The organism is Actinoplanes italicus (assembly GCF_003001815.1).
Lineage (GTDB): Bacteria > Actinomycetota > Actinomycetes > Mycobacteriales > Micromonosporaceae > Actinoplanes > Actinoplanes italicus.
Genome location: NZ_PVMZ01000019.1, coordinates 110,437 through 136,240 on the forward strand (window position 1 = coordinate 110,437; position 25,804 = coordinate 136,240).

The following is a 25,804-nucleotide window of genomic DNA, read 5'->3' on the forward strand; positions in this document are numbered from 1 at the left end:
GCCCCGCCGGTTCGTGGATTGACAGGGACAGGGAAGCGCGGTCACGATAAAAACGAACAGTCGTTCTTTTGGGGGTGAGCATGGCCCGTTGGTGGCGCCCGCTCGCCGTGGCCCTGTTGCTCACCCTGTTCGGCGTCGAACTCCTGTTCGCCTGGCCGTCGCTCACCGCGGCCCTGGCCCATCTGCGCACACCCGACCCCGGCAAGGTCGCCGCCGCCCTCTTCGCCGAACTCGCCGCGATGGGCGCCTACGCCCGCATGCAGCGCCGCCTGCTGCGCTCGGCCGGAGTCCGGGTGCCGCTCTACCGGCACGCGGCACTCGCCTACGCCGCCCACTCGCTCAGCGTCACCCTCCCCGGCGGCCCGGCCTTCTCGACCCGCTTCAACTTCCAGCAGATGCGCCGCTTCGGCGCCAGCCCGGCCGTCGCCTCCTGGTGCATCGCCCTCTCCGGCATCCTGTCCGCCGCCGCGCTCGCGACCGTCACCACGGTCAGCGCCGTCGCGGCCCAGGGCACGCCGCCATGGCCCACACTGGCCGGACTGGCCGTGGGAGCGGTGCTGCTCACCGTCGGGATCCGGCGTCTCGCCCGGCGGCCCGACACCGTCGCCGCGTTGATCGGGGCCGTCGTGGCCCGGATCAACCGCCTCCGGCGCCGGCCCGGCGAACACGGCGTCGACCGGGTCACGGCGTTCGTCGAGCAGCTCGGCGCGGTCCGCCTAACACCCGGCAACGCGATCGTGGCCGGCGCTCACGCCCTGCTCAACTGGCTGCTCGACGCCGCCTGCCTGTGGCTGTGCCTGCACGCGGTCAGCGGCAGCGGCATCAGCGTCACCCAGCTGCTGCTGACCTTCTGCGCCGGGTACGCGGCCGCGACCATCACCATCGTGCCGGGCGGCCTCGGTGTGATCGACAGCGCGCTGATCCTCGGCCTGCTCGCGGGCGGAGTCGACACCGGCACCGCCATCGCCACCGTCGTGTTGTACCGGCTGATCAGTTTCGGGTTCGTGATCGGCACCGGATGGATCGCGTGGGCGGTCCTCCAGCGCCGATCACGCAACTCTCACCCGGCGGACACCACCACGTCGCGCTCGGCGGTCCGGTAGATCAGCCGGCCGTCCTCGCAGTCCACCACAACGGTCTGGCCGGGACGCAGCTCGTTGAAGAGGATCTTCTCGGACAGCGTGTCCTCCAGCTCGCGCTGGATCGCCCGGCGCAGCGGCCGGGCGCCCAGCACCGGGTCGAAGCCCTTGGCGGCCAGGTGGCTGCGGGCGGCGCCGGTCAGCTCGAGACCCATGTCCTTGTTCCTGAGCTGGGACTCGATGCGGGCCGTGAAGATGTCGACGATCCGCAGGATCTCCTGCTCACGCAACTGGTGGAAGACGATCGTGTCGTCGATGCGGTTGAGGAACTCCGGGCGGAAGTGCTGCTTGAGCTCGTCGCCGACCTTGATCTTCATCCGCTCGAACGACGAGGTCTCGGACGTCTGGAACCCCACCGAACGAGCCACCTCACGGGTGCCCAGGTTGGTCGTCAGGATGATCACCGTGTTCTTGAAGTCCACGATCCGTCCCTGGCCGTCGGTCAGCCGGCCGTCCTCCAAGATCTGCAGCAGCGTGTTGAACACGTCCGGATGCGCCTTCTCGATCTCGTCGAACAGCACCACGCTGAACGGCTTACGGCGTACCTTCTCGGTCAGTTGACCGCCCTCGTCGTAACCCACGTAGCCGGGCGGCGCGCCGACCAGCCGCGACACCATGTGCCGGTCATGGAACTCGGACATGTCCAGCTGGATCAGCGCGTCCTCCGACCCGAACAGATACTCCGCCAGCGTCCGGCACAACTCCGTCTTCCCGACGCCGGACGGCCCGGCGAAGATGAAGGAGCCCGCCGGTCGCTTCGGATCCTTCAGTCCCGCACGTGTACGCCGAATCGCCTTCGACACGGCCGCGACGGCGTCGTCCTGACCGATCACGCGCCTGTGCAGCTCCTCCTCCATCCGCAGGAGCCGCGACGTCTCCTCCTCGGTCAGCTTGTAGACCGGCACCCCGGTCCAGTTCGCCAGCACCTCGGCGATCTGCTCGTCGTCGACCTCCAGCGCCACGTCCAGCTCGCTGACCTGCGCCCGCTCACCCAGCAGCTTCTTCTCGGTGTCGCGCAGCTGCGCGGCCCGCTCGAAGTGCTGCGCGTCGATCGCGGCCTCCTTGTCCCGGCGTACCTGGGCGACCCGCTCGTCGAACTCCCGCAGCTCCGGCGACGACGTCATCGCGCGCAGCCGTGCCCGCGCGCCCGCCTCGTCGATCAGGTCGATGGCCTTGTCCGGCAGGAAACGGTCCGCGACATACCGGTCGGCCAGGTTCACGGCCGCGACCAGGGCCGCGTCCGTGATGCTGATCCGGTGGTGCGCCTCGTAGAAGTCCCGCAGCCCCTTGAGGATCTCGATGCTGTGCGCCAGCGACGGCTCACCGACTCCGATCTCCTGGAACCGGCGGCTCAACGGCTTGTCCTTGGAGAACACCTTCCGGTACTCGTCGACCGTCGTCGCCCCGATCGTCTGCAGCTCGCCCCGGGCCAGCGGCGGCTTCAAGATCGACGCCGCATCGATCGCACCCTCCGCGGCGCCCGCTCCGACCAGCGTGTGGATCTCGTCGATGAACAGGATGACGTCCCCGCGTGAGTGGATCTCCTTGAGCACCTTCTTCAGGCGCTCCTCGAAGTCACCGCGGTAGCGCGAACCGGCCACCAGCGAGCTCAGGTCCAGCGTGTACACCTGCTTGCCGCGCAGCGAGTCGGGCACCTCGCCCTTGACGATCGCCTGCGCCAGGCCCTCGACCACCGCCGTCTTGCCGACACCCGGCTCACCGATCAGCACCGGGTTGTTCTTGCGCCGCCGTGTCAGCACCTGAAGGACCTGCTCGATCTCGCGCTCCCGGCCGATCACCGGATCGAGCTTGCCCTCACGCGCGTCCTGCGTCAGGTTCGTGCCGTACTGATCGAGAAGCCCTTCCCTGGTCTGAGCGGGTGTGCCGACCGCTCTGCCGGTCTCGGCCGGGGTGCTCCCGGCGACCAGCTGGATCACCTGCTGGCGAACGCGGTCACGGTCGGCGCCGAGCTTCACCAGCACCTGCGCCGCGACGCCCTCGCCCTCGCGGATCAGCCCCAGCAGGATGTGCTCGGTGCCGATGTAGTTGTGCCCCAGCTGCAGCGCCTCCCGCAGCGACAGTTCGAGGACCTTCTTGGCGCGTGGCGTGAACGGGATGTGCCCGCCCGGTGCGCTCTGCCCCTGACCGATGATCTCCTCGACCTGCCGCCGCACCGCGTCGAGCTCGACGTCGAGACTCAGCAATGCCTTGGCGGCCACACCCTCACCCTCGTGGATAAGGCCGAGCAGCAGATGTTCCGTGCCGATGTAGTTGTGGTTGAGCATCCGGGCCTCTTCCTGGGCCAGGACGACGACACGACGGGCACGGTCGGTGAAGCGTTCGAACACGATGATCACGTCTCCAACGCGAAGCCCCACGCACTTCGCCGAAGGAGGACAGGCTGAAGTCGCGTGCGCTGAGTCGGAGCCTCTTGGCGTTGACGCGCGGCCCGCGTGGGTGGCCTCGCTACGCTCGTGCAGGCGCTGCTGCCCCCCGAGCGTACAACGGTTTGTGCTTAACATGAGGCCGGGAGGTGTCCGATGACCGTGACCCGCAGCCGCCGATCCGTACCCGACCGTGCCCGCAGGCGGGCCATCAGAGCCCTCGCCGCCCAGCTCGGGGTGGCGTACTCGGTGGCCGCACGCCTGCTCGAACAGCAGACGCGGGCCTCGCTCCCGCACCCGTCACTCCCGCATCCGGTCGACGAGCACCGCGCCTGGATGTTCGCTGCCCGCGAACAACGGACCTTCCACTCCCGGGTGACCGACACCCGCCTGGCGGTGGATCTCCCGCTCGGCCGCGCCGCCCATCTGGTCCGGCGCTTCCCGCCGATGCGGGCCACCGGTGGGGCCGGTCCCCTCTACGCCGGCGACGGCAGGGAGACCGTTCTGTCCATGTTGTACGCCGTGCTGCTGCACGAGAGCCCGCACCGTCTTCCGCCGCGGGACGAACTCGCCTGGGCCGCCGAGCTCGGCGAGGAGACGGCCGTCGACTTCACCTGCTCGGACCTGGACCGCGCCGCCCGGTTGCTGCTCGACCAGGAGCGCTGGCGCTTGTGGGCCCGCGTCGACGCGGCCCTCACCGCAGCCTCGAACGGCACCGACCGGCACTTACGCGACGCGGCTGTCACGCTCGGCCGCGAACTCCGTTCGACGAGCCTGCGCGGCTCCCTCGACGGCGCCCGCCAGACCCTCGACGCCGTCCTGGTGTCAACGTTCGGCGGCGACGCCCCCGGCACCCGAACCCCCACCGGCATCGTCACAGCCGTCACGTGGTCCTCAGACGGCCCACCCACCGGACACGAGGTCGCGACGTCCGACAACGTCGGGGCGCTGTAGCGGCTTCACAATCGCCGCCCGAACCGCTTCCGTAGCTCCTCAGCCTCGTTGGGCCGGCCCAGCGCATCCAGTGTGTTGGCGAGGTCATGGGCCGACCTCCGAGTGTCGGGGTGGTCGTCGCCGAGGATTCGTTGCCGTCGAGTGAGGGCGTCCTCGCTCAGCTGTCGTGCACGTTCGTGCTGGCCGAGCTGGCGGAGGTCGATGGCGAGGTTGTTGGCGGAGCGCAGCGTGTGGGGGTGGTCGTCGCCGAGGATTCGTTGCCGTCGAGTGAGGGTGTCCTCGTCCAGCTGTCGTGCACGTTCGTGCTGGCCGAGCTGGCGGAGGTCGACGGCGAGGTTGCTGGCTGACATCAGCGTGTCGGGGTGGTCGTCGCCGAGGATCCGTTGCCGTCGGGCGAGGGCGTCCTCGTCCAGCCGCCATGCACGTTCATGCTCGCCCAGCCTGCGGAGATCGTCGGCGAGGTTGCCGGCTGACGCCAGCGTGTCGCGGTGGTCGTCCCCGAGTGTCCGTCGACGTCGAGTCAGGGTGTCCTCGTCCAGGGCCCGGGCCTGCTCGAAGTTCCCCAGGCGATACAGGTCGTTGGCGAGGTTGGTGGCGGCGGTGAGAGTCCGGGGGTGGTCGTCACCGTGAAGGCGGCGTTCTCGGGCCAGGCTGTCCTGGCTGAGATCGTGAGCCTTCTGGTAGTTGCCGAGTTCGTTATGGATGTTCGCAAGAATCTCGGAGATGGAGAGAGTGGCCTGATCGTCGGGACCGTAGCGGCGGCTCCAGGAGTGACGCAGGTGTTCGGCCAGGGGCAGGGCGGTGCCGGCATCGCCGCGGGCAATCAGGTGCCATACAGCGCTGTTGGTGGTGTCGCGCAGGCTGTGGCTGTCGGTGGTAGCGGGATCCGCGGCGAGGATGTGCGGCAGCAGCACGCTCCAGCGAGTCCACCACTGTGGGTGAGTGCCATCGTCGGGCCTTGCGGCGACCAGAAGGCGCTCGGCGGTGTCGCGGTGACCGGCCGGGTCGGGGTCGGTGTCGCGCAGGACAGCTTGGACCAGCCGGTGCAGGATCAGACCGGTGTCGGTCAGGCGGGCGAGGCCGTATCGGCCGAGTTGGGCCTCGATACGCCGGAACGCCATCGGCTTTCCGGCGATGGTGCCCAGAGGCTCGGGGAGGAGGTCGGGACGCGCGGTGAACAGGTCGGCGGGGATGGGCTCCGGTCCGAACCGGGCGCAGAGGTAGAGCAGGTGGCCCGCAGCGGGATCGGTGGCGCACAGACGGTCGGCGGTGAGGGCGACGGTAGCGGCCAGCGGCACGGGGTACCCGACCGGCGGCCTCCCTTCACCCATCAGCTCCGCCGTATGGACCGCGAGATCGTCAAGATAATCCTTGACGGGTGTACTTGTCTCGGCAAGAAGGTCCACCGCCTGTCCGACCGCCAGCGGCAGGTCGCCCAGTGCCTCGGCGAGCAGATCCGCGTCGTGGTCGGTTATCCGAGGCAGGTGGGTCCGGAGCAACTCGACAGATTCAGAGCGGGCGAACACGTTCACGTCCACGGCATCCGCGATGCCGATCCAGTTCGGGTTCCGACTGGTTATCAGTAGGTGGCCTGGCCCGACCGGCAGCCACGGAGAGAGGTCCTCGCGGGCCTCGACGTTGTCGAACAACAGTAGCCACCGTCCGGACTGCCTCAAGTGGTCCCGCAGCGCCTCGACCGCGTCCGGTGTCGCCGTGCCCGCCGGGACGAGCCGCAATTTCTCGGCGAGTGCCGCCAGGTGGTCGCCGATCAGCTCAGGCTGTTCCGACGGGATCCACCAGACCAGGTCGTACTCGCCGGCGAACCGGTGGCCGTACTCCAGAGCCAGCTGGGTCTTGCCGACCCCGCCCATGCCGTGCAGGGCCTGAACCGCCACAGGGCGTCCATTGCTGAGCGTGTCGTGCAGACGGTTGAGCATGTCGTCGCGGCCGGTGAAGCCGGGATTGCGACGAGGCAGGTTCCATACCGCGGGCATCGAGCCGGGAGGCCGCGGACCGTCGGCAGGGGCGCTCGGCGCCGTCCGGCCCGGAAAGGCCGGAGGCACAGCCGACCGTGCTGTGGCCGGCGCGGACTCGATCACCTGGCGGACCGCGTCGAGCAGGAGAACAACCGCCTGGTCCGGGTCCAGATCGAACAGGCTGGGGATGACGATGGGTGCCCACAGACCGTCGTGCAGGTCGACGTTCTCCACCCGCAGCGGGATTAGTTTGGCGTCCGGGTCATTGCGGCGCTGGGCCAGCCGGGTGGTCCAGTGGTCGGTGTTGGGCCTCTCGGGGTTCAGATAGGTGGCGGACAGCAGCACCAGCAGCGGGTTGTCCCGCCGCAGCGCCGTGTTCATGGCCTCCATGAAGTTGGTGCCCGGTGCCCAGTCGACGCTGTCCAGCTCCGTCGCGTACCCGGCCTTCTCCAGGTGCCAGCGCGCCCACTCCGCCCACGCACGGTCCTTGCCGGTGTGGGAGATGAAGATACGGTCGGCCACGCCGTCCACACTGCACGAACGTTTGCCGGAAAACGACCACCGATCGGGTGGCCGAAGGTTCACCGGGTCTGCGCCGGGCCTCCGGGGAAGGGTGGTGGCGTCGGCGGCAGCTTCCTCGCCGCGTCCGGGTCGAGCGCCAGCAGAACCGCCTTCAGCAGGACCTTGGCGGCGGCGTCCTGATCCATGCCGAACAGGTCGTACGTGATGATCGGCGCCCAGATTCCGCCGGACAGGTCGACGTCCTCCAGCCGGATGGCGATCAGCTTCGCCCTGGGATCCCGCCGGCGCTGGGCGAAGCGGGCGGTCCACTCGTCGTTGGTGAACCTGGTCTTCTCCAGGTAGGCCTCCGAAAGCAGCACCAGCAGCGGATTGTCCTTGTCGAGCGCCTTGTCCATGGCTTCGATGAAGTTGGTGCCGGAGCTCCAGTCGACGCTGTCGAGCTCGGTGGGATGGCCCTCGGTCTCCAGATGCCAGCGGGCCCACTCGGCCCATGTGGTATCGCTACCGGTGTGCGAGATGAAGATGCGGTTGGCCACGCCGTCCACACTGCACGAACGGTTCCCGGAAAGCGACCACCGATCGGGTGGCCGGAAGGTCAGGCCTGATCAGGCCCCGGCAGGAACTGCCTCCGGATGTCGTCCGCCTCGGCCTCCCGGCCCAGCGCGCTGAGATTACCGGCAAGGTTGGCGGCCGAGCGGAGGGTCTCGGGGTGGTCGTCGCCGAATATCCGGCGGCAGCGGGTCAGTGTGTCTTCGGCATAGCCGAGAGCCTGCTCGAATTCGTTCAGTTCCTGCAGGTCGACATTGAGACTGTTGACCGCCGTGAGCGTGCCGGGGTGGTCATCGCCGTAGAGCCGTCGGTACCGGTTGTAGGCGTCCAGGTCGAGGTCATGGGCCTGCTGATGGTTGCCGAGTTCGGTATGGATACCGGCGAGAGTGAGCGCCATGGTGAGGACCGAGTCGTCGTCCGGGCCGTACCGGCCGGCCCAGATCTCGTAGAAGTTCTCGGCCAGGGGCAGGGCGGTGCGTGCGTCACCGCGGATTATGAGGTACCACAGCGCTCGGCTGGCGGAACGATGCAGGCCCGCGTTGTCCGAGGCGGCGGGGTCGGCGGCGATGATGTGCGGCAGCAGCACCGTCCACCGCGGCCAATTTCGCGGATCGTTGCTCTCCTCCGGTGCGGCGGCCACCAGCAGGTCCACGACGGTGTCACGGTGCTGATCCGGGTTCGGATCGATGTCGCGCAGCACCGCCTGAACGAGGCGGTGCAGAACGGCGCCGGTGCCGGTGAGGCGTGCCAGACCGTAGCGGCCGAGCTGGGCCATGACCCTGTGGAACGCCACCGACCTGCGCGCCACGGCGGCGAGAGGCTCGGGCAGCAGGCCGGGGTGGCGGGTGAACAGGTCGGCGGGAATCGGTTCCGGGCCCAACTGGGCGCACAGGTGCAACAGCTGACCGGCAGCCGGATCGATGGTGCCGAGCCTCTCGGCCGTCAGCGTGACGGTGGCTGCCAGCGATACGGGATAGCCGATCGGTGGACAGCCCTCGCTCATCAGGTCGGCCGTGTGAGCGGCGAGATCGTCGAGATAGCCGGTGACGGGCATGCGGGTCTCGGCGAGCAGATTGACGGCCTGGCCCAAGGCCAGGGGCAGGTCGCCGAGTGCTTCGGCGAGCCGGTCGGCGTCGGCTTCGACCAGATGCGGCAACTGGGTACGCAACAGCGTGGTCGACTCGGTGCGGACGAAGACGTCCACGTCCAAGGCGTGGGCGGCGATTCCTGTCCAGTTCGGATCTCTGCTGGTGATCAGGATGTCGCCTGGCCCGTCGGGCAGCCACGGGTCGAGTGTTTGCGGGTCCTCCGCGTTGTCGAACACGAGCAGCCATCGCCGGGCCAGCCTGAGATGGGAACGGAGCGACTTCACCGCGTCGGGGATGGGCGTGTCGGGTGAGGTCAGCCGCAGCTCACGGGCGAGCGCGGCGAGATGGTCACCGATCAGCTCAGGTTGTTCGGACGGGATCCACCAGACCAGCTCGTACTCGCCGGCGAACCGGTGGGCGTACTCCAGCGCCAGCTGGGTCTTCCCGACTCCGCCCAGCCCGTGCAGCGCCTGCACCGCCACCCGGCGGCCGCCGCGCAGCGTGTCGTGCAGCTGATTGAGCATGCCGTCGCGACCGGTGAAACCCGGATTACGGCGAGCCGGGTTCCACACCGCGGGCATCGATCCGGGAGGCCGGGGACCATCAGCCGTGGCACTGGCCGCCGGGCGGCCGGGATATGGGGGAGAGGTGATGGACAACGCCCCCTGCGATGCCGGTTCGATCACCCGCCGGACCGCGTCCAGCAGGAGAGCGATCGCCTGGTCCGGTGCCAGGTCGAACAGATCGGGAACGAGGATGGGTGCCCAGAGCCCGTCGTGGAGGTCGACGTCCTCGATTCGCAGCGGGATGAGTTTCGCGGTGGGATCCCGGCGTCGCTGGGCCAGGCGGGTGGTCCACTCGTCGGTGGTGAACCTCTCCGGGGCCAGGTACGCCGACGACAGCAGCACGAGCAGTGGGTTGTCCCTCTTCATCGCCCGGTTCATGGCCTCGATGAGGTTCGTGCCCGGCGCCCAGTCGACGCTGTCCAGTTCGGTGGCGTGGCCGGCCTTCTCCAGGTGCCAGCGCGCCCATTCCGCCCAGGCGCGATCCTTGCCCGCGTGGGAGATGAGAATGCGGTCGTCCACGTCGTCCACACTGCACGAACGACTGCCGGAAAACGACCACCGATCGGGTGGGCGCGTGGGATCAGGCCAGGCCGGCGTCGTGGGTCAACAACGCGATCTGGGTACGGTTGTCGAGCGCCAGCTTGGTCAGGATGTGTGACACGTGGCTCTTCACGGTGGCCAGCGTCATGTCCAGCTCGGCGCCGATCTCGGCGTTGCCCAGGCCCCGGCCGATCGCCAGGACCACGTCCCGCTCGCGGGGACTCAGCGTCGCGAGGGTCGAGCGTGCCTTCTCGTACGCGCCGGCCTGCACCGCGACCCGGTCCATCAGGCGGCGGGCCACTCTCGGGGACAGGATGGGCTCGCCGGCCGCGGCCAGCCGGACGGCCTCCGCTATCCGCGCCGGTGGGGTGTCCTTGAGCAGGAAGCCGCTGGCACCGGCCCGCAACGCGTGCAGGATGTTCTCGTCGGTGTCGAAGGTGGTCAGCATGATGACCTCCGGTGGCCGCGGCCGGGCCCGCAGGCGGCGGGTGGCGGTGATCCCGTCGACGCGCGGCATCCGCACGTCCATCAGGACCACGTCGGGTGCGTGCGCGTCTGCGGCTGCCTGCACCTGGTCACCGTCGGCGGCCTCGCCGACGACCGCTATGCCGGGTGCTCCGTCGAGCATCATGGTCAGTCCGGCGCGGACCAGCGCGTCGTCGTCGACGACGAGCACGCGCACCGGCCTGGTCACGCCGGCCATGGTATCGACGCGTGCAGCCGGAATTCGCCCCCGGACTCCTGATGATCGAGTTCTCCGCCGGCCAGGCTGACGCGTTCGGTGAGCCCGACCAGGCCGGCGCCGCCGGACGGCAGGGTGCCGGGCGCGGCCAGTGGATTGCGCACCTCCACCGCGAGCCCGGTTCCGGGTCCGCCGCTGAGTGTCACCGTCACCGGTTGACCGGCGGCGTGCTTCCGGGCGTTGGTCAGACCCTCCTGGATGACGCGGTACGCCGTACGCGCAACCGCCGGAGGCGCCTGGAGGGGGTCGTCGACGTCTTCGTGCAGGAGCACCTCCGCTCCGGCGTCGCGTGACTCGTCGACCAGCCGCGGAACGTCGGCCAGCACCGGCTGCGGGTGCACGCCGTCGCCGTCCGGGTCGTCGTCGCGCAGCAGGGAGATCACCTCCCGCAACTCCTCCAGCGCCTGGTGCACGCCGCCGCGCACGACGCCCGCCGCCTTCGACAGCTGCTCGGGCGGGGCATCGGGCCGGAACTCCATCGCACCCGCGAACGTGGCCAGCAGCGACAGCCGGTGCGCGAGCACGTCGTGCATCTCGCGGGCGATCCGGCGGCGTTCCGACATGCGCGCCTCGGCGACGCGGCGGCCCTGTTCGGCCTCGGCGCGCCGGGCGCGTTCCTCCAGCGAGCGGACCAGCGCCTCGCGGGCCTGGGCCCAGGAACCCCAGCCGAGCAGCGCGCCGTAGGCGATCACCACCAGGGCCAGCCACCAGCCGTACGACATGCCGCCGTTGGACCGCCACGCCCCCTGGACCGCGTGCGCCACCACGCCACCGGCCGACACCGCGATCGCGACGCGCCGAGGACGGTGCCGGGCCACCTGCAGTGCGCCCATGGTGGCCGGCGGGGTGACCGCCGGGGACAGCGCCGCCAGGACGGTGAGGACCGCGGTGGCGGCGACCGGTCGCCACAGCATCAGCGGCGTCAGCAGCCAGGCCAGCACACCGGCGGTGACGTCGAGCGCGAGCAACGGGCCGATCGGGGTGTCGCTCCAGCGGCCCACGGTCGACGCCGCGATCAGCAGGCCGGCCGCGACCATGACGATGACGACGCCGCGACGGCGGTCGCCGGTGGGGTTGCCGTTCACCCGGCGAGGTTATCGATCGGCGGGACGTCGCCGACACCATCCAAAGTCGGTGGCCGGCCGCCTTCGGCCCGATGTGGCGGACCGTCGCCGGCGGCCACTCTGATCGGCATGACGAACATCGCTTCCACCGGCCGGAACACCACCACCGACCGTCCCGCGGCCCGCCGGGCCGGTCGTGCCGTCACCGTCGCCGCCGGCGCTGCCGGGTCGCTGCTGCTGTGGACCGTCGACCACTGGGGCGGCATCGCGCTCACCGTCGACCGGGGCGGCACCGTCCAGCAGGTCGGTCCGGTGGCCGTCGCGATCACCGCGATCCTCGCGGGGCTCGCTGCCTGGGCGCTGCTCGCGATCCTTGAGCGCACGGTTCGCCGCCCGGCCCGCACCTTCCGGATCATCGCCTCGATCGTGCTGCTGATCTCCCTGGTGGGGCCGCTGGCCGGCACCGGCACCGGCAGCCGCCTGGCCCTGCTCGGCATGCACCTCACGGTCGGCCTCGCCCTGATCATCGGCCTGCCCGGCCGCCGTTGCCGCTGACCCCTCCCCTCGCCGGCCGTCCTCCGGCGTCTCTCGGCTACGACCGGCGGAGGGCTGCGGGGATGTCGGTGAGGGCGGGCACCACGACGTCGGCGTCGGGGAGTGCGGCCGGGTCAGCTGCCAGGCCGACGACGAGAGCGCCCGCGGCGCGACCAGCGGCCACGCCGGTGGGGGAGTCCTCGACGACCACGCAGTCGGCGATCGCGACGCCGAGACGGGCCGCGGCGGTCAGGTAGCCCTCCGGGTGGGGCTTGCCGTGACGTACGTCGTCGGCGGTTATCAGCACCGAGGGCAGCGGCAGGCCGGCACCTCGCAGGCGCGCTTCCATCAACCGCCGGGAGCCGGACGTGACCGCCGCCCAACGGCCTTGCGGCAGGGAGGCCAGGAAAGCGGCTGCTCCCGGCATCGGGCGAGCCTCGGCAGCGCGGTCCTGCTCGACGGTGGCCATGCGCTCGAGGGCGGCCGGGATCACGGACGGTTCGAAGAACTCGGCCATCACATCCTCGTCGCGGAGGCCGTGGCAGACGGCCAGAATCGCTTCCGGGTCGGCGCCGAACCGGGCGGCCACGTCACGCCAGGCGTCCTCCACGACGGCGCGGGAGTCGATCAGAGTGCCGTCGATATCGAGCAGGAAGGTGTCCACAGCCTAGATTGTGATCGTGCTGAACCACCTCGCCGGACTCGCCGCTGATCCGTCGCCGTTGAGGCGTGAGGTCGTCGTGGACGGTGTGCCGCTCGTCGTCCGGGGCCTGTGTGCCGAGGACGCGACCGCGCTGACGGCTTTCCTGGCCGGGCTGTCCTGCGACAGCCGCCGCTTCTGGCACGGCGACGCGGACGACACAGAGGAGGCGGCGGGCTGGATCGAGGCGATCGGGCGGTACGACAAGCTGCGGCTCGTCGCGCACGAACCGGGCCGCGAGGATCGGCTGGCGGGCGTGGTGGACCTGAGTTTCTCGCTGCCGGAGGGCTTCGAGATCACCCGATATGCGGCGTACGGCATCGAGCTCGACGAGGAGCGCACGGCCCGGTTCGGCCCCTGTGTGGCGAACGAATGGCAGGGCCGGGGCCTGGCGGCGGCGCTGCTGCCGCCGGCGTGGGACGCGATCCGGCTGTTCGGCCGGGAGCGGGTGGTGCTGTTCGGCGGGGTGCACGCCGGCAACCATCGGGCGCGCCGGTTCTACGCCCGTCACGGTTTCGTCGAGACGGGCGAGGTCGACGGCACCGTCGACATGATGCGTGACCTGCCCTGACGCCGGACCTCAGCGGGTGCTGTCACGTTCGACGATGTGGGCCTTGGGCGCCTCGTAGACGGTACGGGCCGAGGCGTCCAGGAAGGTGTCGAGGACCGCTCCGGCGGTGAGTTCGCCGATCCGGGCCACGTCGTGGCTCATCGCCGACAGCGCCGGGACGGCCAGCTGGCACTGGGCGGAGTCGTCCCAGGCGACTACGGACAGATCTTCGGGTACGCGTAGCCCGTACGCGCGAATGGTCTCCAAGCCCCCGAGGGCCATGACGTCGTTGTCGAAGACGATGGCGGTGGGGCGCTCCGGACGGGTGTCGAGCAGCAGCGCCGTGGCTGCCCGCCCGGATTCCAGGGAGTAGTCGCCCTCGGCCGTGAGCAGGGTCAGTTCGCGGTCGGTGACCTCGGCCTCGACGCCGCCGCGGCGCAGCTGGGTGTGTGCGAAGCCGAGCGGTCCGCTCACGTGGCCGAGGACGGTGTGCCCGCGCCCGGCGAGGAACCCGACCGCTTCACGGGCGAACCCGGCGTCGTCGGTCCACACCGTGGGCAGGCCGTCGGCGGTCGACGGGTCGCCGAGTACGACGGCCGGCAGTCCGAGGCGGCGTACCAGGGCGACCCGGTCGTCGTCGGGCACGAGGTCGACCAGGATAACGCCGCGGACCTGCTGCCGGGCCGACCAGGACTCGTAGACGTCCGCTTCGGCGGCCCGGTCGCCGACCATCCGGACCAGCAGCGACACCCCGGCGGGTGTGAGCACGCGTTCGAGTCCTTCGATGAACTCGTGGTAGAACGGCTCCTCACCGATGACCTGGGCGGACCGCGCCATGACGAGCCCGACGCGGGTCATCGCTCGCTCCCGTGGCCGGGAGCGACAGCGGCCGGAACGACAGCGGCCGGAACGGCAGCGCCCTGGAGAGCAAGACCGCCGTGGCCCGGAGCGACGGCGGCCTGGACGACGAGGGCGGCGGCGCCGATGCCCGCCGCGTCGCGCGGCTGCGCGGACAGCTCGACCGTCAGGGTGTGCCGTTGTCGTGAGTGTGCGGTGCGGGCCAGGTGGCTGCGCAGTCGCCGGGCGTAGATCGAGCCGGCCAGCGCGACGCCGGGTCCGGTCAGTACGAGCCGGCCGAGGTCGAGCAGGTTGGCCATCGAGGTGGCGGCCATGCCGAGGTATTCGGCGGCTTGGTCGAGCACGGTGTAGGCGGCCGGGTCGCCGTTGACGGCGGCACGGGCGATGGAGTCGTACGCGCTGGACGCGCTGCCGTCCAGCGGCAGCCGGGCCCGCAGTTCCGGATCCTCGCGGGCGGCGTCGACGCTGGCCGTCGTGGACGCGTACTGCCCGACGCATCCGAGGCTGCCGCACGGGCAGGGCCGGCCGTCGTAGTGGATGGACACGTGCCCGAGATCGCCGGCCCCGGAGCCCGCCCCGCGGAAGAGGGCGCCGCCGAAGACGAACCCGGCCCCCACCTCGGCGGACAGGTAGACACATCCGAAGGCCTGCTCACGGGACACGCGACGGCTCCAGAACTCGCCGAGCGCGGCCGCCGCGGCGTCGTTCTCGACGAGGACCGGCACACCGATGCGGTCGGTGAGCTCGGCGCGCAGGTCGGCCTCGACCGGCACCGAGGCGGGCGCCACGACGGCGAGTCCCTCGATGCGGTCGGCCGGCAGGTCGAGGCACTCGGTGAAGTCGTGGAACCGCTCGGCGAGCCGCTCGGGCGACCACGATCCGTCCGGCGGCCGGGGGACCACCTCGCGCCCGATCACACCGCCGGTCAGATCGATGGCGACGCTGGTCAGCGTGTCGGGTCCCATGTGGAAGCCGACACCGAACCGGTTGGCCGGGTTGATCGCGATGAGCTTGCGCGGCCGGCCCTGACCCGCTCCGGTGGAGCCGATCTCGTGAATGATCCCCTCGGCGATCAGGTCTCGCACGATGTTGGAGATGGACGGCTGGGTGAGCCCGGTCAGATCGGCCAGTTCGCCGCGGCTGATGGTCACCGCGGAGCGGACCACATCGACGATCAGGGCTCGGCTGCCCGGCCCTGCCGCGGGTGTTTCTCGACGTGCCATGACGGTGACGTGTCTCCACTCCGTGTTGCTGGTTGCGCAAGAGCCTATCGGGCGCACCCACCTTAACCTGCATCGGAGGAAAATAAATTAGTAATCTAACCTTGACAGGCTCGTAACGCCGCCACCATGCTGGGCGCTCAACGAGGCGGTGAGACATCCGCCGGTATCGAGCTATCCAGAACGGGTAAGCGATGATCAATAGAAGGCATTTCATCGGCGTCGGTGCATTGACCGCGCTCGCCCTGCTGGCCGGTTGCACCGGCGGAGCAGGCGAGGAGAGCGGCACGTCCGGCGACTTCTCCGGCGACGTCAAGGGCAACATCACGGTCCTGACCAACCGGACCGACCTGGTGACGACGAAGCTCCCGGAGTACGCCAAGAAGTTCGAGGCCAAGTATCCGGGTACGAAGGTCACGTTCGAGGGCGTCACGAACTACGAGCAGGACGTCACCACCCAGCTCAGTGGCGGCGAGTACGGCGACGTGCTGCTCATCCCCAACACTGTCGCGTTCGACCAGCTCGGACAGTTCTTCGAGCCGCTCGGCACGGTCGACGAGCTCAAGGCCAAGTACCGGTTCATCGACGAGAAGGCGTACGACGGCAAGGTCTACGGGTTGTCGCTGGGCGGTGTCGCCAACGGTTTCGTGGTCAACAAGCGGGTGTTCGCGCAAGCCGGCGTCACCGCACCGCCGAAGACGCCCGAGGAGTTCCTGACCGCGCTCAAGGCGGTCGCCGGCACCGGCGCCGTCCCGTTCTACACGAACTACAAGGACGGCTGGCCGCTGAGCTTCTTCAACAGCCAGCGCGCGATCCTCAACGACCCGAAGGTCAACGAGAACTTCCCGGCCGACGCGCAGCCGTGGCAGCCCGGCAAGCTTCAGCACATCACCGACGGCCTGCTCTTCGACATCGTCAAGCAGGGGCTCAACGAGAAGGACCCGCTCACCACCAACTGGGAGGGTTCCAAGCCGATGCTCGGCACCGGCAAGGTCGCCAGCATGCTGCTCGGCTCCTGGGCGGTCCCGCAGATGCGCGACGCCGCCACCGCGGCCGGGTCGAACCCCGACGACATCGCGTTCTGGCCCTTCCCGTACCAGGCCGACGGCAAGTTCCACGCCCGCATCGAGGGCGACTACAAGGGCGCGGTCAGCAAGAACTCGGCCAACAAGGCCACCGCCAAGGCCTGGCTCGAGTGGTTCGTGACCGAGTCCGGATTCGCCGCCGACCAGCAGGCCATCCCGACCGCCGTCGGCCAGCCGCTGCCCAAGGCCCTGGAGGACTTCACCGCCACCGGCGTCGAGCTCCTGGAGCTCCCGGCCGCCACGACGAACAGCGGCAAGGAAGACCTGATCATGAAGGAGGCCGAGATCGACCTGGCCGGCCCGATCTACCGGCAGAAGCTCGTCGACATCGCCCGCGGCGCGGCCAAGGGTGACAAGGAGTCGTACTTCGCCGAGCTGAACAAGCGCTGGAGCGCCGCCCAGTCCACGGTCATGAAGTGACGAGTCAACTCGTCGAGGTCCGGCCCGCCGTCACGGCGGGCCGGCGCCGGCGGCGGCCGAAATTCAAGCACTACCCCTGGCTGTACGTCGCTCCCGCGCTGATCCTGCTGCTCACCTTCACCTACGTGCCGGTCGGCAACATGCTGTTCTACAGCTTCCACAAGTGGGACGGCCTGGACGTCACGATGGACCCGGTCGGGTTCGGCAACTACGTGAAGGTCTTCACCGACGAACGGTACTGGCGGGTCTTCCTGATCAGCCTCTACTACTTCGCCGCCTCGTTCGCGCAGATCGCGATCGCCCTGTACTTCGCGGTCGTCCTGTCGTTCGAGACCCGCTTCCGCAACCTGTTCAAAGGGATCCTGTTCTTCCCGTACCTGCTCAACGGGGTTGCCGTCGGTTTCGTCTTTCTCTATCTGTTCCAGCCGGACGGCACGCTCGACACGGTGCTGCGGCTGGTCGGGCTGGGGGAGCACACGAAACTCTGGCTGGGCGATCCGGACGTCGCCAATCTGTCGCTCGCCGGCACGTCGGTGTGGCGGTTCACCGGGCTCAATTTCGTGTTGTTCCTCGGCGCGATCCAGTCCATTCCGGGGGAGATCTACGAGGCCGCCGAGATCGACGGCGCGAATCGCTGGCACCAGTTCTGGCACATCATCGCGCCCGGCATCCGGCGGATCATCAGCCTCTCCTTCATCCTGGCGATCTCCGGCAGCCTCTCGGTCTTCGAGATCCCGTTCATCATGACCAGCGGCGCGAACGGCACCCGCACGTTCGTCATCCAGGCCTACGAGACGGCCTTTCAGTTCCGGCAGATCGGCCTGGCCTCGGCCATGGCGGTGGTCCTGCTGCTGCTCGTCCTGCTCGTCACCTGGATCCAGCGCCGCGTGCTGCCCGACGAAGAGGTGAACCTGTCATGAGTCGTGTGGCCCGCGCCGCCAAGTACGCCTCGCTCGTGCTGGCCTCGGTGATCGTCCTGCTGCCCCTGGTGGTGCTGCTGTTCGCCTCGTTCAAGACGCACGAGGAATACAGCCGGACCGGGTCGCTGACGCCGCCGGAGAACTGGTTCAACTTCGACAACTTCGTCACCGCGTGGACCGCCGGCGACATGTTCCGCGGCTTTCTCAACACCACGCTCATCCTGGTGGTGTCCCTGGCCGGCACCGTCGCGGTGGGAACGCTCGCGGCGTACGCCATCAGTCGTTTCGTCTTCCCGTTCAAACGCCTGATCCTCGGCCTTTTCCTGGTCGCGGCGCTGGTTCCCGGCGTCACGACGCAGGTCGCGACCTATCAGATCGTCAAGTCGATGGGTCTGGTCAACACACCGTGGTCGGCGATCGTGCTGTTCATGGGGACCGACATCATCTCCATCTACATCTTCATCCAGTTCATGCAGTCGATTCCGCCGAGCCTCGACCAGGCCGCGATGATCGACGGCGCGTCCCGGTTCACCATCTATCGCCGGGTCATCCTGCCGCTGATGAAACCGGCCATCGCCACCGTGGTGATCATCAAGGGGATCGCCGTCTACAACGAGTTCTACATTCCTTTCCTCTACATGCGATCACCCGATCTCAACGTCATATCCACCGCTCTGTTCAAGTTCAAGGGTCCCTACGGGGCGCAGTGGGAGACCATCGCCGCCTGCACCATGATCGTCATCATTCCCACCGTGGTGATCTTCCTGTTGTTGCAGCGCTTCATCTACAACGGCATCACCGCGGGAGCAACGAAATGAAACACACCCAAGACCTCGGCGGTACGTGGAACCTGCGCGGCATCGGCGTCGACCTTCCGGCGGCCGTGCCCGGGTGCGTGCACACCGACCTGCTCGCCGCCGGCCGCATCCCGGACCCGTTCCTCGACGACAACGAGCTCGCGGTCGCCTGGGTGGGCAGGCAGGACTGGACCTACTCCCGTGACCTGACCTGGGACGGCCCGGAGTGTGACCGCGTCGACCTGGTCTTCGAGGGCCTGGACACCGTCGCCCGCATCGAGCTGGACGGCACGGTCGTCGGATCGACCCGCAACATGCACCGCGCCTACCGCTTCGACATCACCGCGCTGCTCAGTGCCGGGTCCGCCGGGCCGGCCGGTTCGCAGAGCGCCGGGGTGGGCGGATCACGAGCGCTATCCGTTCACTTCACGTCGGCCTACACCGAGGCGGAACGGGTCCGTGACCTGCTCGGGGACCGGCCGAACGCGTACCCGGAGCCGTTCCAGTTCATCCGCAAGATGGCCGCGAGCTTCGGCTGGGACTGGGGACCGACCCTGGTCACGGCCGGTATCTGGCGCCCGGTCCGCCTGGAGGGCTGGAGCACCGCCCGGCTGGCCACGGTCCGTCCACTCGGAACGTACGACCGAGAAAGCGGGAAGCTGGACCTGACCGCCGACGTCGAGCGAACGCGGGATCGCGCCCTGCGCGCCAGGGTCCTGATCGACGACCGGGAGATCGCCGTCCTGGACATCCCGGCCGGGGAGACCGGCGTCCGCACCGAACTCGACGTGCCCGGCGTGACGCCGTGGAACCCGATCGGCTACGGCGATCCACAGCTGTACATGTTGACTGTCGTGTTGACTGCAGTTGACGACGACACCGAACTGGACCGCTATCAACAGTTGACGGGATTCCGCACCGTCCACATCGATCGCAGTCCAGACGAGACCGGCACCCGGTTCGTCGTCCATGTCAACGATCAACCCGTCCTGGTCAAGGGCGTCAACTGGATCCCCGACGACATCTTCCCGTCCCGGATGACCCGCGAACGCTACGAGCTGCGACTGCGGCAGGCCGCCGACGCCGGGGTCAACCTGATCCGGGTGTGGGGCGGTGGCCTCTACGAGGACCGCGCGTTCTACGAGCTGTGCGACGAACTCGGGCTCCTGGTCTGGCAGGACTTCCTGTTCGCGTGCGCCTGCTACCCCGAGGAGGAGCCGATCCGCTCGGAGGTCGTCGCCGAGGCCCGCGACAACGTCACCCGCCTGTCGCCACACCCGAGCCTGATCACCTGGAACGGCAACAACGAGAACCTCTGGCTGTACGAGGCCTCGGGCTGGAACAACGAACCCGGTGGCGACCTGACGTGGGGCCCCGGCTACTACCTCGACCTGCTCCCGGCGGTCGTCGCCGAACTCGACCCGACCCGCCCCTACCAGGCCGGCAGCCCCTGGTCCGGGTCGTGGGAGCACGAACCGAACTCGCCCGACCACCAGACCATGCACTCGTGGGAGGTGTGGAACCGCGAGGACTACCTGAACTACCGCGACACCACCCCGCGGTTCGTCGCCGAGTTCGGCTGGCAGGCGCCACCGGCGTGGACCACGCTGCGCGACGCCGTCTCCGACGAGCCGCTGCTGCCCGACTCGCCCGGCGTGCTGCACCACCAGAAGGCCGAGGACGGCAACGGCAAACTCGCCCGCGGCCTGGAGCCCCACTTCCCGGCGCCCGCGTCGACCGAGGCCTGGCACTACCTGACACAGCTCAACCAGGTGCGCGCGGTGCGTACCGGCATCGAGCACTGGCGTTCGCACTGGCCGCACACCGGCGGAACGATCGTGTGGCAGCTCAACGACCTGTGGCCGGTCACCTCGTGGGCGGCGATCGACGGGGCCGGACGTTTCAAGCCGCTGTACTTCGCGCTGCGCTCGGTCTACGCCGGCCGCGGCCTGACGATCCAGCCCCGCGACGGTGGTCACGTCGTCGCCGTCCTCAACGACCACGCGTCGCCGTGGACCGGTGAGCTGCGGATCGAACACCGCGACGCCGGCGGTGCCGTCCTCGCCGTGTCGGTCACCCCGGTCACCACGGCCGCCCGATCGGTCGCGCTGACGCCGATCGACGAGGTGGAGGCCGCTTTCGTCGTGGCCACGCTCGGTGACGCCCGCGCGTTCCACTTCATCGGCGACCCCACCCCGGACGCCGGTCTGACGGTCACCGCCGAAGTCGTGCCCGGTGGCCTCGACGTACGCCTGCACGCCACCGGCCTGGCCCGCGACATCCTGCTGCAGCCCGACCGCATCCACCCGGAAGCCGTGGTCGACCAGGGCTTCGTCACCCTGCTGCCCGGCGAATCGACGGTCCTGCACGTGCGCGCGCCGGTCGACCTCGACGCCGCCTCCATCAAGTCCCCCTGGGTCGTCACCGACCTGGCCTCAGCCCTTCAGGGAAACCTGTGAAACGTAGAACCGCCATCATCGCCATGACCGCCTTCGCCGCCTCGGCGGTAGTCCCTGCCCCGGCGTTCGCCCATGCCTCGAACCAGTTCGTCACCCGGGACGGCACCCAGCTCAGGATCGGTAAGAAGCCGTTCCGCTTCGCCGGCACCAACCTCTACTGGCTCGGCCTCGACGAGAACGTCGGCGGCGTCGACCACCCCACGTACTTCCGCATCCGCGACGCCCTCGACACGGCCAAGGCGATGGGCATGACCGTCGTCCGGTCGCACATGCTCGCCTCGACCGGCCATCCGAAGGCGCTCCTGCCCTCCAAGGAGGCCGGATTCAACGACGAGGCGTTCCACACCATCGACTACGCCGTCGCACACGCCGGGAAGGCCGGCATCCGGCTGATCCTGCCGCTCACCGACAACTGGGCCTACTACCACGGCGGGCACGCCGACTTCACCAAGCCGTACGGCCTGCCCGGTGAGGCCTTCTACACCGACCCGCGGGTCATCGCCGACTACCAGGCGTACGTCAAGCACGTCATGCACCATGTCAACCCGCTCACCGGCAAGCGGCTCGTCGATGACCCGACGATCATGGCCTGGGAACTCGGCAACGAGCTCGAAGGCATGACAGCTGAATGGATCAACGCGAACGCGGCAGTCTTCTCCGCATGGGCGCCGCGCCAGCTGATCGCCGCGGGCCGCCGCTTCGACATCGACGCGGACACACTGACCGCCCCGGACATCGACATCGTCGACGTGCACTACTACCCGCCGACCGCAGTGAAGGTACGGTCCGACGCCGCCACCGTCGCGGCCGCCGGCAAGGTCTACATCGCCGGTGAGTACGCCTCGAACGCCGCGAGCAGTGAACTCCTCACCCCGCTGGTGGCCGACCCGAACGTCACGGGCATGCTGTCGTGGTCGTTGTTCGGCCACCACGACCGCCACGGGTTCGTGCAGCACGACGACGGCTTCACCTTCCACTACCCGGGTGACGACGAGCGGATGACCGCCGCGAACCGGGCGCAGATCGCGTACGCCGAGGCCCTGGGCGCCTCGACCGCCCGCAAGCCGGCCGGAACCCCGCTGATCACCGAGATCACCAAGCGCGGCGGCCTCAACGTCGTGCAGTGGCGGGGCGCGGCCGCCGCCGACGCCTACCGGGTCGAGCGGTCCCGCTCGGAACGCGGCCCGTGGCGTCCGGCCCACAACGGCCTGATCACCGACAACGACACCCCGTGGACCGACCTGACCGCCCCCGGTGACGTCTGGTACCGCGTCACACCCCTCAAGAACGGCAAGACCGGAAAGACCTCGGATCCGATGTACGCCGGACGGCGCGAAACGGTCCTCGTCGACCCGCTCGAGACGTTCGACCTGGCCGGCGGTCAAGCGGGACTCGAGTTGCGTCCCGGCGCCGATGACACGGCCGCGCACCCGACCGGCGCCGGCCCCGCGTGGATCAGCTGGCACCGCGCGTCGACCAGGCGCGTCACCTTCGACCTCCTGACGTCCGCCCGGCCCCATCTGGCGGACCATCGTTCGACGGCAGCCGACCGGCGGTCCGGGCTCGCCGTCCAGGTCTCCGACGACGGGACCGCCTGGCGAACTGTCCGGGCCTCGGTCGACCGGTCCGGCGACGGCCGCTACTCGGTGAACGCGACGCTGCCCGGCGTCGACCACGTGCGGCTCGCCTGGACGGGCGATCGGCGGGCCGGTCTGACCCGGGCCACCCTGTGGTCGGACGACCCCACGCCGGTCACCGGTGCGCCGCCCGCCTTCGCGGTGGTGAGCCCAGCCGCCGGAGCCACCGAGGTCATCGGCCCGGACTCGTTCTCCTGGCAGCCCGCCGACGGCGCCGGCTACTACACCCTCACCCTCTCCCGCAGCGCGAACCTGTCCGATCCGGTGATCACCGCGACCGGCCTCCCGGAATCCGTCTACGAACCGCCGCAGGGACTCGACCCGGCGACGACCTGGTACTGGAGCGTCCGAGCCGTCAACGCCGCCGGCAGCACCACGACTCCGGTCGCGGCCTTCACCACCCGGGCCGTCCCGGCGGCACCGGTGACGATCGACGACTTCGAGGGCTACGCCGACGATGCCGCCCTGACCGCCGCGTACGTCCGCAACACCGGAGGTGACCCGGTGACGTCCACCCTGGTGCCGGCCCTGTCCGGCGACGGGAGGGCGATGGCGCTGGACGTGATCGCTGGATCGTCCGGTTACGCCGGGGTCAGCCGCACGTTCCCCGCTCCGCTGGACCTGTGGGGCCAGGAGGGCATCGAGTTCCAGCTGGACCGCTCGGCCACCCAGGCGACGATCACCGTCCAGTTCGTCGCGGGCGGCGTCTACTGGGAACACACCCTGCCCGCGACGACGGCCTCGGGCCTGGTCCGGGTGCCGTTCACGGCGTTCGCCCCACCGCCGTGGGCCCCCGGCGGAGACCTGAACCTGCAGAAGGTGACCCAACTCTCCCTCTACCTCGGCGGAGCCGGCGGTCGCCTGACCATCGACGACGTGAAGGCCTTCCCACCCACCCGCTGACGTCTCGAAGGGAGCGCCTTTCCGTCACCTTCATCGGCTTTGTCGGCACTCAGGCTGCCGATCTTGTGAGGCTGCGCCGTCAGCCTTGCCGCAACCTCACAAGATCGCCAAGCGGCTGGCCGGCGGGACGGCGGGGCGGCCGGTGGCGAGCAGTTCGGCGGCGTGCTTTCGAATCGTCGAGTGTCCGGTCCGGTCGCCGGCGGAGACCACTGCGATGGCCCTGGCCAGGAGCGCGTCGCGATGAGCCTCGTCGACTGCGGCCGGCGCCAGTTCGATCAGGCCCCATGCGCCGCCGTAGCCGGACTGTTTCTCCGCGGCGGCGGCGCCCGCCTCGATGAGCGCCCTCCGGGACTCGCCGTCGATCCGAGCCGCCAGCGCCCCGCACGCAGCGACGAAAGCCGACGAATCGACCCCGTCCGGGCGCTCGGGGCCGGCACCGAACAGGGCGAGGGCCGTCCGCGCAGCCATGGCCGCGTCGAGGCGGGGCGCGAGGGCCTCGGCGGCGTCGACACGGGTGCCCGCATCCGGATGGGCGAGTACCGCTTCCAGGGCGAATCCCACCTGCTCGTCCGAGAGATTCGGCACCAGCAGATACAGCATCGACAGGTCACCGTCCGGGCCCGCCATCTGACGCAGCAGCTGATCGATCTGCTCGACCCGAAGGTGCGACACCATCCCACCGGTGCCGCCACGCATCCCGCGATCGGACATCAACCGGACGCAGAGGTTCTGCAGCGGAACACGCAACTCCGGTGGGAGATGAGGCAGGAACTCGGCAGCACCGTACAGCCACATCTCCGGCATGTCCGGCACCCCGACCGCGGCCAGCGCCCGCTCGTGCTGCTCGGCGTCGAGATACGGCGTCAGCTTCCCGATGGTCCACATGCGGCTGTCTCCGGACCTCTCCACGGCAAGGCGGTCGATCAGCTCGTCCAGTTGCATGCGGCTCAGCCGAGGAGCAAGATCCGGCAAGATCCAGAGCAGCCGATCTATTTCTCCCTCGAACTCCAGCACGGTGGCGAGAGCCTCCTCGGCCAGCGGCGCCGACACGCATCCGAGGGTGGTCAGGACACGTGCCCGCAGCAGCGGGTCGGTGATGGCACGGGCCGCCGGCGCGACATCGGCCACGTCCTGCTGGGTGAGCGTCGGCGCCATGGCATTCAGCACCGCGGCCCGAGCGTGTTCGTCGGTGAGCGCCGCACCGGCGATCATGACGGCCCGCCGCAGGTCCGGCGGAAGCAGCTCCCGCAGGGTCGCGGCCTCACCGGGCCGTCCGGCCTCGATCGTCGCGCCGACCACGCGGGCAAGACCGTCCGAAGTGAACCCGGCCCGGGCGAAGTACACCAGGCCGTCCAGGTACCCGCCGGTGTCGGAGGCGATGGCCCTGATCAGCTCGTTCTCGACGGACTGCCGATCGGTTCCGGTCAGGTGCGGCAGCAGCGCGGCGATCCCGTGATGCCGGGAGCTCGAGGCGGGGAGCCGGCGCAGCGCATCGAGGGCCGCCGCAAGCTCGTCCGGCCCGGCGAAGGGGGCGAGATCCCGGAGCACCGTCGAGGCGCGGACGGTCCCCACAGCCGCGGCCGTGGCGGCCCAGGCCCGGCTCCGCTGCGAACCGGACAGGTACGGCACGAGGTCTTCCACGGCGCCGACACGCGTGGCGGATTCGTTCTCCGCCAGGGCGTCGTCGAGGAGGTCGTCGATGGTCAGTGGCACGCCGGACATCCTGCCTGAACCGTCCGGTGCGGTTGCGTTCAACGTGGGAAGCTGCCCTCGACGACCTGAACGGAGCGGGCGACGACCATCATCGGCACGGCTCCGGTCGAGGTCTCGGCGTCCCAGGTGAAGATCCGAAGTCCCTGGCCGCCGGCCTGCCGGGCGAACTGCTCCTCGTCCGCCATCGGCGGGCGGAAGATCGGGTGGTGGAACCGGTCGGCGACGGCGACCCACGCCACCTCGCTGAACGTCACCTCGACGGCATGGTGGTACGTCAGGTCGTTGTCGGCGATGAGCCAGAGTCCCGACGCGTCCCAGCGGTCCGCCTCCCAGTCCCACCACACGTCGGTCAGCGGCATCAACTCGTTCATCCCGCGGACCCTAACGGCAGAGCAGGAGCAGCTGGAACGCGGCACCGCACGAGACGACAACGACCGCCGCGAGGGCGAGGAGAGCCCGGGCCAGGATCGCGATCGCCTTGCGG

At 69.6% G+C, this 25,804-nt stretch carries 20 protein-coding genes; 9 read left to right on the forward strand and 11 right to left on the reverse strand.

All coding sequences use genetic code 11. The features are described 5' to 3' along the window. The first annotated feature begins 80 nt into the window (after nt 1–80). Nucleotides 81–1,103 carry a lysylphosphatidylglycerol synthase transmembrane domain-containing protein gene (locus CLV67_RS36585; RefSeq protein WP_106326871.1) on the forward strand — a complete coding sequence of 341 codons (1,023 nt, stop codon included), beginning with the start codon at nt 81–83 and terminating at the stop codon, nt 1,101–1,103. On the opposite strand, the gene CLV67_RS36590 is transcribed toward CLV67_RS36585, so the two are convergent. Further along, nucleotides 1,061–3,487 (reverse strand): ATP-dependent Clp protease ATP-binding subunit, encoded by a 2,427-nt coding sequence (locus tag CLV67_RS36590; RefSeq protein WP_106327103.1) that lies wholly within the window; start codon nt 3,485–3,487, stop codon nt 1,061–1,063. The genes CLV67_RS36585 and CLV67_RS36590 overlap by 43 nt on opposite strands. A 192-nt stretch (nt 3,488–3,679) precedes the next feature. Here CLV67_RS36590 and CLV67_RS36595 point away from each other — a divergent pair, with 192 nt between their 5' ends. Continuing rightward, a complete protein-coding gene (locus tag CLV67_RS36595; RefSeq protein ID WP_106326873.1) occupies nt 3,680–4,477 on the forward strand; it encodes a hypothetical protein in 798 nt (265 codons plus the stop codon). A gap of 5 nt (nt 4,478–4,482) precedes the next feature. On the opposite strand, the gene fxsT (CLV67_RS36600) is transcribed toward CLV67_RS36595, so the two are convergent. From fxsT (CLV67_RS36600) to CLV67_RS36620, 5 genes are all read right to left on the reverse strand, one after another. Continuing rightward, entirely contained in the window at nt 4,483–6,975 is a 2,493-nt protein-coding gene (gene fxsT / locus CLV67_RS36600; protein WP_170154140.1) for an FxSxx-COOH system tetratricopeptide repeat protein, read from the reverse strand. A gap of 59 nt (nt 6,976–7,034) precedes the next feature. Next, nucleotides 7,035–7,511: a toll/interleukin-1 receptor domain-containing protein gene (locus CLV67_RS52230; RefSeq protein ID WP_170154141.1), complete on the reverse strand. Its 477-nt coding sequence runs from the start codon at nt 7,509–7,511 to the stop codon at nt 7,035–7,037. A gap of 59 nt (nt 7,512–7,570) precedes the next feature. Continuing rightward, nucleotides 7,571–9,697 (reverse strand): FxSxx-COOH system tetratricopeptide repeat protein, encoded by a 2,127-nt coding sequence (gene fxsT, locus CLV67_RS36610; RefSeq protein WP_170154142.1) that lies wholly within the window; start codon nt 9,695–9,697, stop codon nt 7,571–7,573. 61 nt (nt 9,698–9,758) lie between these two features. Then, the gene (locus CLV67_RS36615; protein ID WP_106326881.1) at nt 9,759–10,421 is read right to left on the reverse strand and encodes a response regulator; all 663 of its coding nucleotides are present in this window, start codon (nt 10,419–10,421) and stop codon (nt 9,759–9,761) included. Further along, on the reverse strand, nt 10,409–11,545 hold the full coding sequence (locus CLV67_RS36620; RefSeq protein ID WP_239166668.1) for a sensor histidine kinase: 1,137 nt from the start codon (nt 11,543–11,545) through the stop codon (nt 10,409–10,411). Before CLV67_RS36620 ends, CLV67_RS36615 begins: the two co-directional genes overlap by 13 nt. A gap of 108 nt (nt 11,546–11,653) precedes the next feature. On the opposite strand from CLV67_RS36620, the gene CLV67_RS36625 reads away from it, so the two are divergent. Next, complete coding sequence (locus tag CLV67_RS36625) at nt 11,654–12,079, forward strand: DUF6069 family protein (RefSeq protein ID WP_106326883.1); 426 nt, start codon at nt 11,654–11,656, stop codon at nt 12,077–12,079. A 37-nt stretch (nt 12,080–12,116) separates the two neighbouring features. On the opposite strand, the gene CLV67_RS36630 is transcribed toward CLV67_RS36625, so the two are convergent. Beyond that, entirely contained in the window at nt 12,117–12,722 is a 606-nt protein-coding gene (locus tag CLV67_RS36630; RefSeq protein ID WP_106326885.1) for an HAD-IA family hydrolase, read from the reverse strand. Between the two features lie 16 nt (nt 12,723–12,738). On the opposite strand from CLV67_RS36630, the gene CLV67_RS36635 reads away from it, so the two are divergent. After that, nucleotides 12,739–13,329 carry a GNAT family N-acetyltransferase gene (locus CLV67_RS36635; protein ID WP_170154143.1) on the forward strand — a complete coding sequence of 197 codons (591 nt, stop codon included), beginning with the start codon at nt 12,739–12,741 and terminating at the stop codon, nt 13,327–13,329. A gap of 9 nt (nt 13,330–13,338) precedes the next feature. Here the strand turns inward: CLV67_RS36635 and CLV67_RS36640 are convergent, their stop codons facing one another. Both CLV67_RS36640 and CLV67_RS36645 read right to left on the reverse strand, forming a co-directional pair. Beyond that, nucleotides 13,339–14,166, reverse strand: a complete 828-nt coding sequence (locus tag CLV67_RS36640) for a LacI family DNA-binding transcriptional regulator (protein ID WP_106326889.1) — start codon at nt 14,164–14,166, stop codon at nt 13,339–13,341. Then, nucleotides 14,163–15,389: an ROK family transcriptional regulator gene (locus tag CLV67_RS36645; protein ID WP_106326891.1), complete on the reverse strand. Its 1,227-nt coding sequence runs from the start codon at nt 15,387–15,389 to the stop codon at nt 14,163–14,165. The genes CLV67_RS36640 and CLV67_RS36645 overlap by 4 nt, the downstream gene beginning before the upstream one ends. Before the next feature lie 191 nt (nt 15,390–15,580). Between CLV67_RS36645 and CLV67_RS36650 the strand changes: the two genes are divergently transcribed. From CLV67_RS36650 to CLV67_RS36670, 5 genes are read left to right on the forward strand one after another with little or no spacing between them, the layout of a single operon-like run. Next, on the forward strand, nt 15,581–16,891 hold the full coding sequence (locus CLV67_RS36650; RefSeq protein ID WP_106326893.1) for an ABC transporter substrate-binding protein: 1,311 nt from the start codon (nt 15,581–15,583) through the stop codon (nt 16,889–16,891). Beyond that, on the forward strand, nt 16,888–17,811 hold the full coding sequence (locus CLV67_RS36655; protein WP_106326895.1) for a carbohydrate ABC transporter permease: 924 nt from the start codon (nt 16,888–16,890) through the stop codon (nt 17,809–17,811). The genes CLV67_RS36650 and CLV67_RS36655 overlap by 4 nt, the downstream gene beginning before the upstream one ends. Continuing rightward, nucleotides 17,808–18,629 carry a carbohydrate ABC transporter permease gene (locus CLV67_RS36660; protein ID WP_106326897.1) on the forward strand — a complete coding sequence of 274 codons (822 nt, stop codon included), beginning with the start codon at nt 17,808–17,810 and terminating at the stop codon, nt 18,627–18,629. The genes CLV67_RS36655 and CLV67_RS36660 overlap by 4 nt, the downstream gene beginning before the upstream one ends. Then, nucleotides 18,626–21,067: a glycoside hydrolase family 2 protein gene (locus tag CLV67_RS36665; RefSeq protein ID WP_106326899.1), complete on the forward strand. Its 2,442-nt coding sequence runs from the start codon at nt 18,626–18,628 to the stop codon at nt 21,065–21,067. Before CLV67_RS36660 ends, CLV67_RS36665 begins: the two co-directional genes overlap by 4 nt. After that, complete coding sequence (locus CLV67_RS36670; RefSeq protein WP_146169430.1) at nt 21,064–23,607, forward strand: carbohydrate binding domain-containing protein; 2,544 nt, start codon at nt 21,064–21,066, stop codon at nt 23,605–23,607. The genes CLV67_RS36665 and CLV67_RS36670 overlap by 4 nt, the downstream gene beginning before the upstream one ends. Nucleotides 23,608–23,703: 96 nt before the next feature. On the opposite strand, the gene CLV67_RS36675 is transcribed toward CLV67_RS36670, so the two are convergent. Both CLV67_RS36675 and CLV67_RS36680 read right to left on the reverse strand, forming a co-directional pair. Further along, entirely contained in the window at nt 23,704–25,320 is a 1,617-nt protein-coding gene (locus CLV67_RS36675) for a hypothetical protein (protein WP_146169431.1), read from the reverse strand. Between the two features lie 38 nt (nt 25,321–25,358). Then, on the reverse strand, nt 25,359–25,691 hold the full coding sequence (locus tag CLV67_RS36680) for a hypothetical protein (RefSeq protein ID WP_146169432.1): 333 nt from the start codon (nt 25,689–25,691) through the stop codon (nt 25,359–25,361). Nucleotides 25,692–25,804 lie beyond the last annotated feature (113 nt).

Bases quoted from the DNA above. Each gene is read 5' to 3' on its own strand.
- CLV67_RS36680 (WP_146169432.1), bottom strand. From the start codon at position 25,691: ATGAACGAGTTGATGCCGCTGACCGACGTGTGGTGGGACTGGGAGGCG.
- CLV67_RS36645 (WP_106326891.1), bottom strand. From the start codon at position 15,389: ATGGCACGTCGAGAAACACCCGCGGCAGGGCCGGGCAGCCGAGCCCTG.
- CLV67_RS36595 (WP_106326873.1), top strand. From the start codon at position 3,680: ATGACCGTGACCCGCAGCCGCCGATCCGTACCCGACCGTGCCCGCAGG.
- CLV67_RS36640 (WP_106326889.1), bottom strand. From the start codon at position 14,166: ATGACCCGCGTCGGGCTCGTCATGGCGCGGTCCGCCCAGGTCATCGGT.
- CLV67_RS36665 (WP_106326899.1), top strand. From the start codon at position 18,626: ATGAAACACACCCAAGACCTCGGCGGTACGTGGAACCTGCGCGGCATC.
- CLV67_RS36660 (WP_106326897.1), top strand. From the start codon at position 17,808: ATGAGTCGTGTGGCCCGCGCCGCCAAGTACGCCTCGCTCGTGCTGGCC.
- CLV67_RS36615 (WP_106326881.1), bottom strand. From the start codon at position 10,421: ATGGCCGGCGTGACCAGGCCGGTGCGCGTGCTCGTCGTCGACGACGAC.
- CLV67_RS36585 (WP_106326871.1), top strand. From the start codon at position 81: ATGGCCCGTTGGTGGCGCCCGCTCGCCGTGGCCCTGTTGCTCACCCTG.
- CLV67_RS36625 (WP_106326883.1), top strand. From the start codon at position 11,654: ATGACGAACATCGCTTCCACCGGCCGGAACACCACCACCGACCGTCCC.
- CLV67_RS36650 (WP_106326893.1), top strand. From the start codon at position 15,581: ATGATCAATAGAAGGCATTTCATCGGCGTCGGTGCATTGACCGCGCTC.